Below are 18,056 nucleotides of genomic sequence, written 5' to 3'. Positions count from 1 at the left end.
GAACGGAGAACGGCGAGACCCACTACGTCCCATCGCGGCGATCGATCCGCTGCCGTCCGTCCGGAGAGAGCGGGTTCGACACCGCACTCGTCACGTACTCGTGGCGCTTGCCCCGCAGCCGCATCGCTGTCAGCGCCTTGTGGACCGTCGGTTCCGCGAACAGCGCCCGCTCGTCGCGTCGGATCCGTGCCTCGGGAACCGCATCCGCCGCTCGAGCACGCTCGAAGGCCCGTTCGCACTGCTCGCGGATCCGTTCCCAGCAGGCCCGTTCGTCGACGCCGAGTTCGTCGCAGATCGTCGCGATGAGTTCCGCGAGGTGATTCTGGAAGAGCGCGTAGTACAGCTTCCGGTGGAGATCGGCCTCACTGTCGGCGTCCACGTCCGATTCCGGATACGGCTCGAGGGAGAGTCCGTGCTCGGCGAGACGGTCCCCGTGGACCCGAATCCCGCCGAGGTCGCGCACCAGGGTCGCTTCCGGACGGGCGTCTTCGCGGTCGAAGACGATCAGACTGTTCTGGAGGTGGCTCTCGAGGGCGATCCCGTACGTACAGAGCACCAGGAGCTGTTCGGGGACGACGACGCTCGCGTACTGCTCGACGAACGCGAGCGCCGCGTCCGCGGTGCTCGTCTCCCCCCGGTTCGCCCCGTACCGATCGATCAGGTCGCAGACGAGCGGCCGTCCGCTGGCCGGTGAGTCGGCGACGAGACTCGAGGCCACCACCGGAACGGTATCGTCAGTCACGAGCGGATGCTCAGCCGGCGGCGTCCGAAGGAGACCCGAGAGGTGGCGAGCGTCGTCGTATCCCTCGCCGCTCGAGTGAGGGCCGCCGGGCGGGTAGTAGCACGTCGCCGCGGGTTCGGCCAGCAGCCCCAGCGTCTCGAGCGATTCCCGCTCCTCGATCGTTCGCACGACGTCGGTCACCTGTGGGCCGTTCGCCACGGCATTTGGCGACAGCGTTCGAACGACGTTCGTCGTCTGGACGGGAATCGCGAGCTTGCAGCGTGGCAGCGGCCCGTCTCCGGTTCGTTCGGTCTCGTACGGAACCACCGTCCGGAGGTTGAGCTGCGGCATCGCCGGCTGCGCGTACTCGGGGAGGGGAACGACGCGGCCGTCTGCACGCTGGCTGGCGTAGCGGTCCGGAATCGTGCGATGGTACTGGAGCGGATGGACGGGAACGACGGCGTACTCGCCGGGTTCGCGCGCCGCAGGGAGCGCCCGCTCGAGCGCGCCTTCGAGCCCGTCGAACGCGTCGAGCAGCCGAGCGGTCGACCGGTCGGCACCCGTCGCGCGCGTCTCGAGGGCGTACTCCCGGTCGATCGCGACGAAGCGGAGATCGATCCGGTCGGTGAACTCGGGCGCGTACGCGAGTCCCTCGGCAGGGGTCATTCCGCGTCGGATCTTGCCGCTGGGATGGAAGGGGTGGCCGTCGGTGACGATCCGCTCGAACGGCGCGGCGGCGTCGGCGGCCGAAATCCCGCTCGCGACGGTCTCGAGCGGCGATCCGGAGTCCGGCTCCGGTTCGACCTGTGCATGCACGGCCGCGGCGAGTCGTGCGAGCGCGAGGTTGGCGACGCTCTCGGCCACTTCCGCCCGGATCCGTTCGGCCTGCTCGGCGTCGCTGAACGCGCCCTCGCGCTCGAGCATCGGGACGAGTTCCACCGGATGGGCGACTCGGTCGGCGTCCGTCGGCGGTGACGAATCCGCGTCACCGTCCGCCGACCAGCGATGGACCGGCCCGACCAGTCGGAACCGGTCGTAGCCGTGTCTCGCCGCGATGCCCGCGATCAGGACGCTTCCGGACGCGGGCAACGGAACGAGCGCGAGCCGGCGACACGCCTCGGGACGCGGCGCGACGATCGACTGCAGTCGCTCCCGCTCGAGGGCCGAAAGCGGGTCGGGTGCGTCCGGAACGACCGGAGCCGACGACAGCGACTCGAGCGCCACGAGACGCGAGTCGGGGAGCCCGTTCGGATCGCCGCGAAGCACGCCGCGAACGAACCGGTGCAGAATCTCCCGGCGTGCATCATCGAGCGCCTCGAGATAGGCCGCCTCGGCTGGCGTCGTGAGTCCGTGCGCTCGAGCGTATCCGGTCGCGGCACCGAGCGCGTCTCGTTCCGCGGCCGTGGCGAGCGATCGCTGTTCCGGATTCCGTCGATTCGTCCCGTTCATCGTCGCGAAAGAACCAGTACGGGAGTTCGACGCGGACCGTGTTAACTCACGGGGGGCGGTCCGGTTCGTGAAAACGGCGATTCGACGCGAATGCTGGTGCTCAATCCCGTTCGACGCTGGGATGCATCGTCGGCTCTTCGTCGAGCGGTTCCTCGAAGGCCTCGAGCATGCGGGCCCTCGCTTTTTCGTCTCGCTCGCGTCGTTCCGCGTCGTCGATTTCCTCACAGCCCGGCGGCACCTCGCGCCCGCGGCCGGTGAAGTAGCCTTCCGGCGCGACCCAGTCGTGATAGAAGTTCGCGTCCGAATCGTGGATCGCGGCGAGGGCGACCTTCGCACCGTGCCCCGCGGCGACGATCGTCTGGTGGGGTTCCTCCGCGAGTCGGCCCGCGGCGTAGACGCCGTCGACGGCCGTCCGGCCGGCCTCGTCGGTATCGACGAAGTATTTGCTCCCGCGCTGGATGCGACCCACGTCGAGCGGGACGAGATACTCGCTGTCCGACCACGAGGCCGCGATCACCCGCCGCGCCTCGAGGGGCTCGCCGCCCTCGGTCTCGAGGACGAAACCGGCCTCGAGATCCGTCTCGTCGACCAGTTCCGTGCTCGTGACCCGACCGAGTTCGAACTCGGCGCCAGCGTTGCGGGCCTGTTCGCGGCTCAGTCGCAGGTAGCGGCGCGCGTCGACGCCTTCGGGAAAGCCGGGATAGTTCTCGAGGCTGGCGTTGCGCGCGAGGATCGATTCGCCCCCGTCGATGACGAGGGTATCCAGTCCCGCGCGTGCGGTGAAGATCGAGGCGGCGAGGCCGGCGACGCCCCCGCCGACGATACAGACGTCTCGCATGCCCGTTCGTTGCCCGTCGCGGGTATAGAAGGTTGTCGTCCGTCGCGGCCCCGAAACGGAGCGCGACGAGTTCGGTCGGACGTCAGTCGTCGCTGGCGACGTTCGGACCGCTACTGGCACTGACGTCCGGCGTCTCCAACACCGCTTCGTCGGTCTCCGCACCGAGCGCCTCGAGCCGGACGCTCGAGATCTTGTACTCGGGGATGCCGGCCTGCGGGTCGAACGTCTCTTGGGTGAGCTTGTTGACCGCGCCGGTCGCGAAGTGCATCGGGATGAACAGCGTTCCCTCGCCGACGCGGTCGGTGACCTGCGCCTTCACGACGATCTCGCCGCGACGGGATTCGACGCGGACGTATTCTCCGTCTTCGACGCCGAGGTCGGCGGCCGTCTCGGGATGGATCTCGACGAAGCTCTGACCGACGTGGCTCATCAGCCCTTCGACGCGGCGAGTGATCTGGCCGGTGTGCCAGTGGTAGAGCACGCGCCCCGACGTGAGCGTGAGCGGGAATTCTTCGTCGGGCAACTCTCCGGGGTGGCCGCCGTCCGCGGGGACGAACCGCGCCTTTCCGTCCTCGAAGTTGAAGTTGCCCTCCTCGTAGTCGTAGAGGTAGGGCGTTCCGGGGTGGTCCTCGTCGGGAACCGGCCACTGGAGGCCGTGTTCCTCGCCGTCTTCCAGTCGGTCGTAGCTCACGCCGCCGTAGATCGGGGTGAGCGAGCTGATCTCGTCCATGATCTCGCGCGGGTGGTCGTAGCCCCAGTCGTAGCCCATCCGCTCGGCGAGCGCCTGGGTGATCTCCCAGTCCTGTTTGGCCGCTCCCGGCGGCTCGGCGCTGGGCCGGACCCGCTGGATCCGGCGCTCGGTGTTCGTGAACGTGCCGTGTTTCTCCGGCGAGGTCGCCGCCGGCAGGATCACGTCGGCGTGCTCGGCGGTCTCCGTCATGAAGATGTCCTGCACGACGAGGAACTCGAGGTCCGCGAGCGCCTCCCCGGCGTGATCGATGTCGGGTTCGGAGAGCGCGGGGTTCTCGCCGACGACGTACATCCCGCGCAGGTTGCCCTCGTGGGCCTCCGCGAGCATCTCCGGCACCGTGAGGCCGGGCTCTTCGGGCGGTCGCTCGCCCCACACCTCGGCGAACTTCTGGCCGACCTCGTCGTCGGCCGGGTCCTGATAGCCGGGGAGACTCCCGGGGAGCGTCCCCATGTCTCCGCCGCCGCCCTGGACGTTGTTCTGGCCGCGGAACGGCGAGAGGCCGGCGCCCGGCTTGCCGAGTTGGCCCAGCACGAGCGCGAGGTCGGCCATCGCCAGCAGGTTGTCGGTGCCGGTGCTCTGCTGGGTCATCCCCATCGCCCAGCCGAACACGACGGAGTCGGCCTCGGCGAGTGTCTCGGCGGCCGACGCGAGTTCCTCGGGGGAGACGCCGGCCAGTTCCTCGACCGTCTCCGGCGTAAAGGCCTGCACCTTCTCTTTCAGCTCCTCGAAGTTCTTCGTGTTGCGCTCGATGAACGCCTCGTCGTGGAGGTCGTGTTCGATGATGTACCGGATGAGCCCGTTGAGCCACGTCACGTCGTATCCGGGGGTCGTCCGGGTGTACTGGTCGGCGTGCTCGGCGATGCCGACCTTCCGCGGGTCGAAGACGACGAGGTCGGCACCGTCCCTGACGTTCCGCTTGATGCGCGTCGCCAGCACCGGGTGGGACTCCGTGGTGTTCGAACCGCTGATGAGGTAGGCGTCGGCCTCGCCGACGTCCTCGTTGATGCGGTTAGTCATCGCGCCGAAGCCGACCGTCTGCTGGAGCGCCGCCACCGTCGAGGAGTGACAGAGCCGCGCGCAGTTGTCGATGTTCTTGGACCCGAGCACCTGCCGGGCGAACTTCTGGACGAGGTAGGCCTCCTCGTTGCTGCCCTTCGAGGACGCGAGGCTGCCGATCGCGTCGACGCCGTGTTCGTCCCGGATCTCGGTGAGCCGTTCGGCGACGAGGTCCAGCGCTTCGTCCCACGTTGCTTCCTCGAGTTCGCCGCGGTCGTTCCGGACGAGCGGGCTCGTGAGCCGATTCTCGCTGTTGGCGAACTCGTGGCCGAACTTCCCCTTCACGCAGGTCGAGAAGTTGTTCGCGGGCGCGTCGTCGGGGTCGTCGACGGGGACGACGCCGAGCGAGTCGCCGTCTTTGCCCCACATCTCGAAGCGACAGCCGACGGCGCAGAACCCGCAGGTCGTCTCCGCCTTGTCGATCTTGCTCAGTCGGTAGTCGCTGACCGCGTCGGCGATGTCGAACAGGTAGCCCTCGGGGAGCGTGTTCGCCGCGATCGATTCGGCGGTGTGCTCGCCGGCGAGGAACGCCTTCCGACCGTACTCGTCTGCCGCCTTCCCGAGTTTCCGCTTCGCCTTCTCCATGAACCCGGCGACGCCGCGCTGCTCGCTGTTCATGGTCGCGCCGGTACCGATCGTGAGGTCGCCGCCGGGGGCCGGCGACCGGTTCGGCGCGGTCGTGTCGTCGAGCGTCTCCGCGTCCTCGTGTTCGATGACGTTCCCGATCGAGTTGCGCTGGGTGAAGCCGGGCAGCGGGAGGGTCGCGACACCGCCGATCCCCTTCTCGGTCAGCGCGCCCGTCGGACAGACCGTCGCGCAGTGGCCACAGGAGACGCAGTCGGAGTCGGCCATCGTCTCGGCGTCGGACTGGAAGCCGATGCGGGTGTCCTCGCCGTGGCCCTCGATGCGGAGCACGCCCTCTGCCTGCACGTCGTTACAGCCGTCGACGCAGCGGTTACAGAGGATACACTTGTTGCGGTCGATCTGGATGAACGAGGAGGTGTCGTCGAGCGGTTCGTACTGATCGCGCTCGTCGAAGACCCCGTAGCGGGGATGGTCGACGTCCTCGCTGATCGCCGTGCTCTGCAGTTCGCAGCGGCCGTTGCCGTTGCAGGTCGTACAGCGGAGGTTGTGATTCGAGAGGACCAGATCGAGGTTGACGCTGCGGCTCTCCTCGGCGTCGGGCGTGTCCGTTTCGACGGTGAGGCCGTCCTCGGCCGGGAACGAACAGGACGGTACGAGCCCGTGCTCTTCGGTCTCGACCATGCAGGTCCGACACTCGCTGCGCGGGCCGATCTCGTCGCTGCAGTCGCCGCCGCGGTCGTAGTGACAGAGCGCGGGTACGTCGGCGTCGTCTTCGACGCCGTCCGCACCGGGGTCGACGCTGACGACGTCGTCGTCGACCGACTGCATTGCGTCGATAACCGTCGCGCCTTCCGGGACGGTCACCGGTTCGCCGTTGACCGTCACGGTCGTCGACTCGGCGTCGCGAGTGCCGACGTCCGGATCGTTCGCGGTTCCGGTCTCGAACTCGGCCGTGACCGGTGTCTCTTCTTGCGGGTCGATGAGGTCTGGAACGCCTGGAAGCGTCTCGTTCGTGTTCGTGTTCGTACTCATAATTTATCGGAACAGGTGCCGCTCGGACAGCGGCCGTCGGCGTGCGCGCGGAACTCCGGTTCGAACTCGTCCATCGCCGTCGTTACCGGGCGCGGCGCGTGTGCGCCGATCCGGCAGTTGCTCGTCCGCTCCATCGTCCGGCCCAGTTCGCGGATCTTCGCGAGGTCGAACGAGCCCCGATAGACGTCGCGCAGGAGTTCGGTGAGCTGTTTCGTCCCCTCGCGGCCGGGGACACAGCGGCCGCTGTTCTCGGTGGCGGCGAACCGCGCCCGCTCGCCGGCGGTGGCGACCGCACAGCGGTCACCGTTCAGCAACTCGACCACGCCCTCCGTCCCGAGGCCAGCACCGGCCAGCCCGCTCCGGGTCGCGTCCACGTCGAGGGTCCGAGTGATCCCGCCGAAGACGTCGCCCACGGCGGCCATCTTGAGAGTGCCCTCGAGGTCGACGGCCTCGAGAGCGGACTCGAGCGTGTCGTCGTCGCCGAGTTCGACGGTCGCGGGTGCCGACACGTCGCCGGTAACGGCGAACAGACGGGTGCCGGGGTCGCGTTCGCCCGCGTCGGTCGGCGTCCCGTCCTGCAGCGCTCGTCGAACCTGCAGCACCGTCCGCACGGAGTGGATCGCGGTCGGCCGGCCATAGAGGCCGTGAACCGCCGGCGACGGTGGCTGGATCCGGGGCTCGATCCGGTCGTTCCCTTCGAGGGCCTCGAGCGCCGCGGTCGGCGCGCCGGCACGGTACTCGTCCGGACCGGCGACGAGCTGGGGAACGACCGAGAGGTGGTCTTCGGCCGCGTCGATGGCCGCCTCGAGGTGGCGGTGGAGCCCCGTCTCGGTTTCGTTGACGTACAGTACTGCGTCGGCTGCGCCGACGTGCTCGGCGATCGTAGCGATCCCGTCGAGGACGGCGATCGGGGCGCTCTCGAGCAGCGTCCTATCGATCTGCTGGCGGCCGTCGGTGTCGTTCGCGTTGACGACGACGACCGGGTCGCCGTCAGTCTCGCGGATCTCGGCCCACGTCTCGCCGACGTTCTCGTCGGCGGCCGCGTCGCCGCGACCGCGTCCGAGCAGGCCGATATCTTGGACCCCGCTCGCGTCGCGCTCGGGCGAGACGAGATCGTAGTCGCTCGGTGCCAGCGGGTTGACCCACCCGCACGGCCCGAGGACGTCGCGTCGTCCGGCGGCCAATGGACCAGTTTCGGGGACGGGGAGCGAGCGCGTCTCCGGCTCGTGTTCGACGATCGCGGCGGCGTCGTCGGAACGTAATTCGCCGGTCTCGAGCGCACTGACGATCTCGGCGATCGCTTCGTGGTCCGGACCGGGGTGGAAGGCCGTTCGTCCGTCGACGGTAGCGAGTACCAGCGGGTCGTACGCGGTGATTCCGGTCGGTCCCGTCCGAACGACGGGAACCGAGTCGGCTCTGCTACGCGCCGTTTCGTACGCGGTTTCGCGGCCGGTAGGCGTCGGATCGGTCGCGACCCTGAGGATCGGCGACCGCTCGACCGCGGGCGTGGTATCAGTCATCGATGCCATCTTGTATTCAAGGTATTTCAGTGTGGGTATCTGCCGACCGCAACGGGATCGCCGGCTCGCAGTGCCGGTGGTGTCTGGAGCGACCAGGTAACTGTCCGCATTTCAGGGCCGGACGTTCGTCTCGACGACCGACGCACGTGAGTCGGAACGGAACCGGATGTCACGAGCGATCGATAGTCGTCTCTCAATCCAGCGTCGGCTGTCCGCTCGTGCTCTGGTTGTCCGCTTTGATGCCGTTGATATCGAAGCGCAGGAGCGCCATGGAGGCGAGGCCGACGAGGAGCGTTGCGGCGACGATGTAGAACGATAGCGAGTAGCTCCCGGTCCGCTCGACGATCTCCGAGACGAGCGTCGGGCCGGCGACGCCGGCGAGCGCCCACGCGGTGAGCGAGTAGCCGTGAATGGCGCCGAGTTCCTTCGTTCCGAACAGGTCGCCCAGGTACGCGGGCAGGCAGGCGAAGCCGCCGCCGTAACAGGTGACGATCGCGAACATGAACGCGGCGAAGACCCAGACGTTGGAGATGTTCGGCATCAGCGCGAACGCCACGACCTGAATGCCGAAGAACGTCGCGTAGGTCGCCGTCCGACCGAGGTAATCCGACGCGCTCGCCCAGACGATTCTGCCGGCACCGTTGAACACGCCGATGACCCCGACGATCGAGGCGGCGAGCGCCGCCGACGCGCCGGTGATCTCCTGGGTCATGTTGGAGGCGACCGACAGGAGCATGATACCGGCGGAGACGTTGATGAACAGCGCCAGCCAGACGAGCCAGAACCGCTTGGTCTTGATCGCCTCGTTGGCCGTGAGCTGAGACAGGTCAGTCGAAACGGTGACGCCCTTGCTGTTGGTGTCCTCGAGTTCGTCGGGATCCATCCCCTCGGGGACCCAGCCGGCCGGCGGCTTCTGAATGTAGCTCGCGCCGAGGGCCATCGCCAGGAAGTAGCCCGCGCCGAGGATGTAGAAGTTCATGGGGATGCTCAGCGAGGTCATCAGTTCCTGTGCCACTGGTCCGGTGATGAGCGCCCCGGCACCGAAGCCCATGACCGCCATCCCGGTCGCCATGCCGCGGCGGTCCGGGAACCATTCAACGAGCGTCGAGACGGGTGCGATATAGCCGAGACCGAGTCCGGCACCACCTAGCACCCCGTAGGTGACGAGGAAGCCGATGTAGCTCCCGACCTGTATCGCAGCGCCCGCAAGTATCGTCCCCCCGCCGAACATCACTGCCGCGGCGAGTCCGGCCTTTCGGGGGCCGTACTTCTCGACGTACTTCCCGAGGAACGCCGCCGAGATGCCGAGGACGAAGATCGCGACGGTAAATGCGAACGTCACGTCGGAGATACTCCATCCGTGCAGGTCCTGCAGCGGGTTCTGATACACACTGTATGCGTAAATCGAGCCGATCGAGAGATGGATTGCGACAGCGGAGAGCGCAATGAGCCATCGATTCTTGTCCGTGTCTGACTCTGACATACACCCTGACGTGCAAGTCCCTCCTTTTAGTATTTCTTAAAAGAGTGATATAAGTGATTAGATTATAATAAGTTATGACTTTAAATATGATTTCGAGAGTTTATAGACACGGCTACTATCAATATCTCATCATCTCTTGGCGGCAATCGGACGGGTTTCGTCTCGGACCACGCCGGTTTAGTCTCTCGGGCGCGGCGTTCGGATATGGCGAACCCGCAATTCGAGGAAGTCAAGACGGAAGCCGCCGCAGCGATCACGGAGCAGGACCTCCGCTCCGTGTACGCCGGCCTCGTCCACGAGGGCGGCCGCCACGAGTATTACCTGGGCAACGACACCGAGGAGGCGGCCGAGCTTCGCGAGGCCGCGGCAATCCAGCTCGGGATGTTGACGCGCGTCCTCGCGGACCGCTCCGACAGCAGCGTCGAGGAAGTCGCGGAGCTCGCCGCCGAACGCGCCGAAGAGATGGAACTTCGGTGAATCGGTCCGACGGCACGGCCGTCCCTCGCTCGGCTGGTGACTGGACGTAAACCGTTCTGACCGGTGGTCCGGTGCCATCAGTATGGACGTCGTCGAGGCACTCGAGGCCCAGCGCGGAACGACCTGTGTTGTCGGGGCGGGCGGCAAGAAAACGACGATGGCGACGCTCGCGGCGGCGCTGGAGCGTGCGGTCGGTGCCGTCCTCGCGGGGGTCGAGAACGGCGGTCCGGGATCCCGTCACGTGTCGACAGACCGCCGACAGGTGCTGTGATAACGCTTTTTCCCGTCGACGGCGTTCTCTGTGGTAGTGCCACTCGCTACACCCGACCGGCTCCTTCGCGTCGATCTCTCGACGCGATCGGTCGACAGCGTCCCAGTCCCGGAACCGCGGCTCCGCCGGTACGTCGGCGGAAAAGGTCTGGGCGCTCGCTATCTCTACGAGGAACTCGAGGCAGGGACCGACCCGCTCGGCCCGGCGAACGTTCTCCTGTTCATGCTCGGCCCGCTCTCGGGCTACCTGCCCGGAGAGTCGCGGTACGCTGCCATTACGAAATCGCCACTGACCGGCGGCTTCCTCGACTCGTACGCCGGCGGCGTGTTTCCGGATGCGCTCGTGGGGTCGCTCGGGCCACATATCGGCCTGCTCGTCACCGGGACGGCGACGGAACCCGTCCGTCTCGTCGTCGAGGACGGCACGGCGACCGTCGAACCCACCGACGCGTGGGGCGACGACACGGTCGAGACGGCCGCGGGCTTCCCCGACGCGTCGGTCGCCTGTATCGGCCCGGCGGGCGAACGGCGGGTCGCCTACGCGACGATCGCGTCCGACGAGGGAGATCACCACGCGGGCAGAGGCGGTGCCGGTGCCGTAATGGGATCGAAACGGCTGAAAGCCGTCGTCGCGAGAGGGGAGCCGCCAGCGGGGTTGGCTGACCTGCGCGAGGCCTACGCCGAGCGATACAGCGAGGACGAGACCGGGCAGTGGCTGCGGGCGAGCGAAACGGTCGAAACCGTCGACTTCGCGAACGAAGTCGGTGCGCTCTCGACCCGCGGCTGGGAGGACGGCACGTTCGAGGGAGCCGACTCGATCGGTGCCGCTGCGGTCAAAGAGTTGACGACCGGCCGAGAGTACGACGACGGTGACGACGGCAGCGACACCGACTCCGGCGGGTTCCGGGTCGAGACGGCCGCCGGTGACTACGTCCCGCGCGGGGCCACCGCGATGTCGCTGGGGGCCGGTCTCGGGATCGACGAGTTCGACGCCGTCGCGGAACTGGGCCAGACCTGCGACCGATTCGGGATGGACCTCATCAGCGCCGGCAGCGCGGTCGCATGGGCCGTCAAGGCGGCCGACGCGGGCCTGCTCGAGCGATCGGTCTCCTTCGGCGATCCCGACGGCGCGCGACGCGTGCTCGAGGAGATCGCCGCGCGAGAGACGTCGCTCGGCGACGCGCTCGCGGACGGCGTCACCGCGGCGGCGGCGCAGTTCGGCGGGGACGACCTCGTTCCGACCGTCAAGGCGATGGAACTCCCGGCGTACGACCCGCGCGGCGCGCCGAGTATGGCGCTCGCGTACGCGACCAGCGATCGCGGGGCCTGTCACCGGCGAGCCCGTCCGATCGAACGGGAAGTCTTCGACGAGCAGTGGAGTCCCGAGCGCACGGCACGTGCCGTCGTCGGGGAGCAGAACCGGCGATCGATCCTCTGGTGTCTCATCGTCGACGACTTCGTCGGGGACGTGTTCGACGACCTCGGCGCGGAGTGGTTGGACGCCGTCCAGTTCGAGACGGCGGGCGACCCCCTGACCGTCGGCGAGCGGGTCTGGACCCTGTCCCGCCTGTTCAACGTCCGCGAGGGCGTGAGGCGGGCCGACGACGAACTGCCCGCGCCCCTCCGCGAGCCCCTCGAGTCGGGGCCCAGCGCCGGGACGGCCGTCGACGACGAGTGGTTCGAGGCGGCCCTCGATTACTACTATCGCGAGCGTGGCTGGGGTCCCGACGGGCGGCCGACTCGAGCGACCGTCGAGCGCCTCGGGCTCGCCGAAGCGGTCGACGACGACTCGCTCCTCGCGGACACGTGAGGGCAGTCGGGTGTCTCGAGAGGGTGTGAGATCGGTCGATAGTATGGCAATCCTTACTTTCGGACCCGTTGTACGACCGCTGTGGACAGAATTCTCCTCAGCACGCTCGCCCATCGGTCGCCCGAGGAGGTCTTTCCGTACGTGGAGTCGTTTACCGACTACCCGCGGTACACGGACCACCTGAAGGAGGTTCGCGTCAACGGGAACGGCGGTGTCGGCTCCGTCTACGACCTCAAACTGGCGTGGTGGAAGCTCAGCTACACCGCCCGATCAAAGGTGACCGATATTTCCGCGCCCGAGTCGATCACGTGGGAACTGGTCAACGATCTCGACGCCCGCGGCGAGTGGCGCGTCGAACCGGAGCCCGAATCCGCGCCGGCGGACGCGGAGACGGCGAGTCGGATCTACTTCGAGGCCGTCTACGATCCCCACTCGGCGGACGAGAACGCGATCTCGTTACCGCGATTCGTCTCGCTGGACTGGGTCATCCGGAAGGTCGAACCCAAACTCATCGGCGAGGCCGAGACCGTCGTCGAGCGGCTGGTCGCGGACATCGAGGGACAGCCGCGCGAGGTGGAGCTGACGGTTCACGAAATGCCGTGAATGAAACACTACGTTTTGATGGAGAGAGGTGAGACGAAGCGTCCTGCTAGCGCGGCAACAGGGAATTGCCACACCCTCCCCAGCCGATTTCTCCGCACGGGCGCTGCGCGCCCGTTCGGATGGTTCGCGGGACCGACGGTCCCGCGCTAACGCTCGCTCCGTCCGTCGCTCGCTCATCCCTCGCGCAATATCGTCAGCTGGCCTCACTGTCGTTCGGCCAATCGACAGCGCGCGCCACCGCATATCGGTTGATCGGTCTGAGAGAGACAGAGAGCACCTGTGCTGCTTGGTATCGTGTCAAGATGGAGCGCTCGAGGATCGGTCAATCGCGTCCCTGCCCTAATCAGGCCGAACCCACTTACTGCTCGGTGACGATACCCGTACTATGACTAGCGGGAGCGTCAGTTCGCGTCCGCGACCCTCGCGGGTGAGCCACCGGTGCGAGTGATCGTCGTTGGTGCGGGTCAAGTCGGATCGAACATCGCTGCCAGCCTCGACGACGAACACAACGTCGTCGTGGTCGACACGGATCCCGACCGGGTCGAGTCGATCACCTACTCCCACGACGTGCTGGCGATCCAGGGTGACGGGACCGCCATCGGAACGCTCGAGGAGGCCGGCATCGAGGGGGCCGATCTGGTCATCGCGAGCACCGACGTCGACGAGACGAACATCGTCGTCTGCGGGGCGGCGAAGGCCGTCGCCGAGCCGTTCACGATCGCCCGCGTCACGAAGACGAACCTGTTGCGGACGTGGGAGCAGTCCGAGGGAGCGTTCGGCGTCGATTTCATGGTCTGTACGGACCTGCAGACCGCCGAGACGATCGTCCGGATCGCCGGTTTGCCCGGCGCTCACGACGTCGAGGCGTTCGCCGGTGATCTCGTCCGGATGGCCGAGTTCCAGGTCGAACCGGACAGTCCGATCGCCGGCGACACCGTCTCCGAAGCCGATCGCTTCGAGTCGTTGACGTTTGCGGCGCTGTTGCGCGACGACGATATCGTCGTTCCGCGCGGTGAGACGGTCATCGAGGCTGGCGACGCCGTCGTCGTCATCGGCTCCGGGGAGAGCGTCCGCGCGTTCGCGGGCTCCCTGACGGCGGAGCCGTCCCTCGAGGACGCCAACGAAATCGTCATCCTCGGCGGCACCGAGATCGGCTACCAGACGGCGCGGCTCTTCGAGGCTGAGGGGCTCGAGCCGCGGCTCGTCGAACGGGATCGCGAACGGGCGCGGGAACTGGCCGAAAAGCTGCCGGGGACGCTGGTTCTACAGAGCGACGCGACGGATATCGACTTCCTCGTCCGCGAACACGTCGACGAGTCGGACATCGTCGTCGCAGCGGTCGAGGGCGACGAGAAGAACCTGTTGCTCTCGCTGCTCGCGAAACGGATCGGCGTCGAGCGAACCATCGGCATCGTCGAGGCCGGCGAGTACGTCGACCTCTTCGAGACGGTCGGGATCGATGTCGGGGTCAACCCGCGGCTCGTCACCGCCGAGGAGATCACCCGCTTCACCCGCAAGCGACAGACCGAGAACGTCGCCATGCTCGAGTCCGACCGCGCCGAGGTCCTCGAGATCGAGGTCGATTCCGAGAGCGTGCTCGCGGGAGCGCGGATCCGCGACGCGATGGCCGACCTTCCCGACGGGATCGTCATCGGGGCGATCACCCGCGACGAGGAGTTGATCACCCCGCGGGGAGAGACCGTCGTCGAGAGCGGCGACCACGTGGTCGTCTTCGCGGATACCATGGTGATCGAGGAGGCGACTTCGGCCCTGTAACTCCCGTCCGTCTTATCCGGCATCGGCGACCCGCTCGCCGACCTCGAGACCGGTCCGGAGCGCCGCGTGGAGGCGGGCCTCGCCGGCGACCCAGTCCCCGAGGCAGTACAGCCCCTCGCGTTCGGCGCGCTCCAGCGGTTCGACGGGGACGCCGTCCTCCGGGAGCGCGTTCCGCCATCCCTGATAGTCGGTCCAGTCGGGCTCGCGCAGGCGATCGTCCCCGACGAGGTCTGCGGTCATCGCCGCGAGTCGATCGCAGTTCTCCGCCGGTAGTTCGTCGTAGCGGTCGACGGACCACTCGTGGTTGGCCTGAACGATCAGTACCGACTCGCCGTCGAGGACGTGGCCGGGTTTACACTCCTCGCGGGCGACCCAGCCGATCTCGTGAGCTTTGTCCGTGTTGACCAGCGCGTAGTAGGGGCGCTCGAGTTCGAACGGATAGTGGAAGATCCCGGTCCAGATCGTCCGGAAGGGGACTGCCCCAACGGCGCTTGTGACCGATTCCCACATGTCGGTGTCGCCCGACCAGTCCGCCGACCGCAGCAGGTCGGCCGTCTGGGGTGCCGGCGGATTCAGGAGCACGGCGTCGAAGGGTCCCCAGCGGGTTCCAGACGCGTCCTCGAGTCGCCAGCGACCGTCTCCGTCGTCGGGTTCGCGAATCAGCGTTTCCACTCGCGTCTCCCGATGAATGGTCGCGTCGGTGCGGGCGAAGAGTCGCTTTGCGATCTGAGTCAGTCCCTGTCGGTAGGTCCATTTGTGGTCGTCGCGGTCGTCCCCCGGCGATACCGATCCCTCGCTGTCGAACGTCCAGATCGGGTCCGTCACGTCGACCAGTCCCTCGGTATCGAGCGTCTCCGTCAGCAGTTCGACCACGCGCTCGTCGTCCGACGTGACGTAGTTCGCGCCGTAGTCGTAGACGACGTCGCCGCGACGCCTCGTCGCGGCCCGCCCACAGAGGCCGCGGGATTTCTCGAGGACCGTGACTGCCGTCTCGGTCGGCGTTCCGTCGATGGCGTGGGCCGCGGCCGCGGCGGCGGCCCCGGCACCGACGATTCCGATTCGTATCACGGTCGCAGTTCCGACTCGAGACACCAAGTAATCCGGCCCGAACTGGGCAGACCGTGACGGTCGATAGCCCGTCGATCGCGCTATTCGCCGGTCGTCGATGTCGGCCCGTGAAGGGAGTACACGCCCTCGTCTCGAGCGATCGGACGGTCACGCGAACCGGCGGATCGAACGGCTTTTGCAACGTCGGCAGGTAGGAGCGGGCGATGGACGTACTGATCGTCGGCGCGGGGTCGATGGGGACGTGGTTCGGGGACGCGATCGACGCCCGAGTCGCGTTCGCCGACGTCGATCGAGACGCAGCGGCGGCCGCGGCCGAAACGATCGGTGGCGACGTCGCCGATCTCGAGGGGGAGACGACGTTCGACGTCGTCTGTCTCGCGGTACCGATGACCCACGTGACCGACGCGATCGCCGACCAGGCCGGCCGCGCCGAGCGGGCGGTCGTCGACGTTTCGGGCGTGATGGAACCCGCGATCGAAGCGATGGAACGTCACGCGCCGGAACTGGAACGCGTGAGCCTGCACCCGCTGTTCGCACCCGAGCGGGCACCCGGCTCGATCGCCGTCGTTCGGGACCGATCGGGGCCGGTGACCGACGACTTGCTCGCGGCCCTCGAGACCGGCGGGAACGACCTGCTCGAGACGACGGCCGTGGAGCACGACGAGGCCATGGAAACCGTTCAGGCGGCGACCCACGCCGCGGTTCTCTCCTTCGCCCTCGCGGCGGAGTCGGTCCCCGACGGGTTCGAAACGCCGATCTACGAGGCCCTGGGGCGACTCGCCGAGCAGCTGACAGCGGGCACGCCGCGGGTCTACGCCGATATTCAGGAGACGTTCGACGGCGCGGCTGCCGTCGCCGACGCGGCCGCCGAGATCGCCGCCGCCGAACCCGACGATCTCGAGGCGCTGTACCGGGAGGCGGCCGGGAACTGGCACGACGGACGCAGCGAGCGATGCGATACCGGAGGGAACACTACGTGAGCGACCACCGCGACGACGTTCGATCGAACGCGAAGTATCTGCGCAACGTCCGGCCGATCGACCCCGAGGAGATCTGTGAGTACGTCGAGGGGAATCCTCATCCGGCGGTCGTCAGACAGCTCCTCCGCGAGGAGGCCGCTGATCTCGGGCTGATCGAGCGGGACGACGGCCTGTTCGTCCCGGTCGACGACGAGCCGGTTCGGCCCCTCCGAGGACCGATCGAACGGCTGCCCGCCGACTACGAACGCCGGCTCGAGGACCTGCTCGCCGATCGGTATGGCCCGAACTGGGAAGGCGGCGCATCGGGGGACCTGCTCCGGTCGACGATCCGTCGGTTCAAGGCTAACTACCTCGACGGGCGGTCGGTCGAGTACGACGACGACGTGGCGGCCGGGTACGCGATCTATCACCTTCCGGCCTACTACGCAGCGGTGCAGTACACGCTCGACGACATCGCGGAACGAGGGCTGCTGGGCCGGAAGCTTCGGGTCCTCGACGTCGGCGCGGGCGTCGGTGGCCCCGCGCTCGGCCTCTGTGACTACCTCCCCGACGACGCCCTGCTCGAGTACCACGCGATCGAGCCGAGTGCGGCCGCGGACGTGCTCGAGGAACTGTTCGCGGAGACGGGACGGAACATTCACACGACGATTCACCGGACGACGGCGGAGGCGTTCGATCCGAGCGAGGCCGTGGGTGGTGGCGGTAGCGGTAATGGTGACAGTGGTGGGAGCGATGGCAGTGGGGGTAACGATAACAGTGGCAGTGCCGGCGATGGGTTCGATCCCACCGCGCCCGACGACGGCTTCGATCTCATCCTCGCCTGTAACGTCCTGAGCGAGCTCGAGGATCCCGCCGGCGTCACGCGATCGTTCCTTGAGACGCTCGCGCCGGACGGCACCCTGCTCGCGATGGCCCCCGCAGACAAGAACACCAGCGTGGGCCTGCGCGAGGTGGAACGGGAGCTCGAGGGTGAGCGACTTCGGGACCGAGCGGCTATGGACTTCGACGAGACTGGCGATCCCGACTCGGTGACCCATCGACGCGGGGCGGTGACCGTTTACGGCCCCACCGTCCGGCTCTGGCCCGGCGAAACCCCGTCGGATCGGGGCTGGTCGTTCGACGTCCGCCCGGATCTCGCCGTTCCGGACTTCCAGCGGCGACTCGACGAGGCCGCGCCGGCCGACGACGACGATCACGCACCCGGTGAGTTCGTCAACGTCGACGTGCAGTTCTCCTACTCGCTCCTGCGCCTCGACGGCCGCCGGCGGATCGATATGGCACTCGAGACGAATAAGTGGGCGAAGATGGCCGAGATGGAACGCCACGTCACGAACCGGATCGACCTCGTCGCGGCGAAGCTTAGCAGGTCGTTAAGCGAGGGTTCCGACGGGAGCGGCGGCCGTGGCGGCGGGCGGTCGAACCCCCTGTTCAAGATCAGCGACGGCAGCGAAGCCATCGATCACTACGCCGTCGTGACGAACGAAACGTCGCTCAACAGGCCGCTGCTCGAGGCCGAGTACGGCGAGGTCTGTACGTTCGAACGCATCCTCGCGCTCTGGAACGACGACGAGGAAGCCTACAATCTGGTCGTCGACGAGGAGACGATCGTCGATCGAATCGCCTGAGACGATCGGCCG

Annotated in this window: 13 protein-coding genes; 7 read left to right on the top strand and 6 right to left on the bottom strand. The window is 67.6% G+C overall.

Annotation, left to right across the window (positions count from 1 at the left end):
- Positions 1 to 22 precede the first annotated feature (22 nt).
- The 5 genes from HYG81_RS36300 to HYG81_RS36280 all read right to left on the bottom strand — a co-directional run bounded on the left by HYG81_RS36300 (position 23) and on the right by HYG81_RS36280 (position 9,435).
- Positions 23 to 2,170 (bottom strand): IucA/IucC family protein, encoded by a 2,148-nt coding sequence (locus HYG81_RS36300; protein ID WP_180841017.1) that lies wholly within the window; start codon positions 2,168 to 2,170, stop codon positions 23 to 25.
- A 100-nt stretch (positions 2,171 to 2,270) separates the two neighbouring features.
- Positions 2,271 to 3,008 (bottom strand): NAD(P)/FAD-dependent oxidoreductase, encoded by a 738-nt coding sequence (locus tag HYG81_RS36295; protein WP_180841016.1) that lies wholly within the window; start codon positions 3,006 to 3,008, stop codon positions 2,271 to 2,273.
- Between the two features lie 82 nt (positions 3,009 to 3,090).
- Positions 3,091 to 6,432 carry a formate dehydrogenase subunit alpha gene (fdhF, locus tag HYG81_RS36290; protein ID WP_180841015.1) on the bottom strand — a complete coding sequence of 1,114 codons (3,342 nt, stop codon included), beginning with the start codon at positions 6,430 to 6,432 and terminating at the stop codon, positions 3,091 to 3,093.
- Positions 6,429 to 7,952 (bottom strand): NADH-ubiquinone oxidoreductase-F iron-sulfur binding region domain-containing protein, encoded by a 1,524-nt coding sequence (locus HYG81_RS36285; protein ID WP_180841014.1) that lies wholly within the window; start codon positions 7,950 to 7,952, stop codon positions 6,429 to 6,431. Before HYG81_RS36285 ends, fdhF begins: the two co-directional genes overlap by 4 nt.
- Before the next feature lie 193 nt (positions 7,953 to 8,145).
- A complete protein-coding gene (locus HYG81_RS36280; RefSeq protein ID WP_180841013.1) occupies positions 8,146 to 9,435 on the bottom strand; it encodes an L-lactate MFS transporter in 1,290 nt (429 codons plus the stop codon).
- 204 nt (positions 9,436 to 9,639) lie between these two features.
- On the opposite strand from HYG81_RS36280, the gene HYG81_RS36275 reads away from it, so the two are divergent.
- The 5 genes from HYG81_RS36275 to trkA all read left to right on the top strand — a co-directional run bounded on the left by HYG81_RS36275 (position 9,640) and on the right by trkA (position 14,371).
- On the top strand, positions 9,640 to 9,912 hold the full coding sequence (locus HYG81_RS36275) for a DUF8113 family protein (RefSeq protein ID WP_180841012.1): 273 nt from the start codon (positions 9,640 to 9,642) through the stop codon (positions 9,910 to 9,912).
- An 82-nt stretch (positions 9,913 to 9,994) separates the two neighbouring features.
- Entirely contained in the window at positions 9,995 to 10,183 is a 189-nt protein-coding gene (locus HYG81_RS45805; RefSeq protein ID WP_219628702.1) for a hypothetical protein, read from the top strand.
- Between the two features lie 36 nt (positions 10,184 to 10,219).
- Positions 10,220 to 11,992 carry an aldehyde ferredoxin oxidoreductase family protein gene (locus HYG81_RS36265; RefSeq protein ID WP_180841011.1) on the top strand — a complete coding sequence of 591 codons (1,773 nt, stop codon included), beginning with the start codon at positions 10,220 to 10,222 and terminating at the stop codon, positions 11,990 to 11,992.
- An 81-nt stretch (positions 11,993 to 12,073) separates the two neighbouring features.
- Positions 12,074 to 12,595 (top strand): SRPBCC family protein, encoded by a 522-nt coding sequence (locus HYG81_RS36260; RefSeq protein WP_180841010.1) that lies wholly within the window; start codon positions 12,074 to 12,076, stop codon positions 12,593 to 12,595.
- A gap of 438 nt (positions 12,596 to 13,033) precedes the next feature.
- Entirely contained in the window at positions 13,034 to 14,371 is a 1,338-nt protein-coding gene (gene trkA / locus HYG81_RS36255) for a Trk system potassium transporter TrkA (RefSeq protein WP_180841009.1), read from the top strand.
- Between the two features lie 12 nt (positions 14,372 to 14,383).
- On the opposite strand, the gene HYG81_RS36250 is transcribed toward trkA, so the two are convergent.
- The gene (locus HYG81_RS36250; protein WP_180841008.1) at positions 14,384 to 15,439 is read right to left on the bottom strand and encodes an NAD(P)/FAD-dependent oxidoreductase; all 1,056 of its coding nucleotides are present in this window, start codon (positions 15,437 to 15,439) and stop codon (positions 14,384 to 14,386) included.
- Positions 15,440 to 15,642: 203 nt separating this feature from the next.
- On the opposite strand from HYG81_RS36250, the gene HYG81_RS36245 reads away from it, so the two are divergent.
- Both HYG81_RS36245 and HYG81_RS36240 read left to right on the top strand, forming a co-directional pair.
- Positions 15,643 to 16,419, top strand: a complete 777-nt coding sequence (locus HYG81_RS36245) for a prephenate dehydrogenase/arogenate dehydrogenase family protein (protein ID WP_180841007.1) — start codon at positions 15,643 to 15,645, stop codon at positions 16,417 to 16,419.
- Positions 16,416 to 18,044, top strand: a complete 1,629-nt coding sequence (locus HYG81_RS36240) for a small ribosomal subunit Rsm22 family protein (protein WP_180841006.1) — start codon at positions 16,416 to 16,418, stop codon at positions 18,042 to 18,044. Before HYG81_RS36245 ends, HYG81_RS36240 begins: the two co-directional genes overlap by 4 nt.
- The last annotated feature ends 12 nt before the right edge of the window (positions 18,045 to 18,056 follow it).

Origin of the sequence: Natrinema zhouii (genome assembly GCF_013456555.2) — an archaeon.
Lineage (GTDB): Archaea > Halobacteriota > Halobacteria > Halobacteriales > Natrialbaceae > Natrinema > Natrinema zhouii.
The sequence above is the reverse complement of the archived record's forward strand: the minus strand, read 5'-3'. Positions and strand labels throughout refer to the sequence as shown.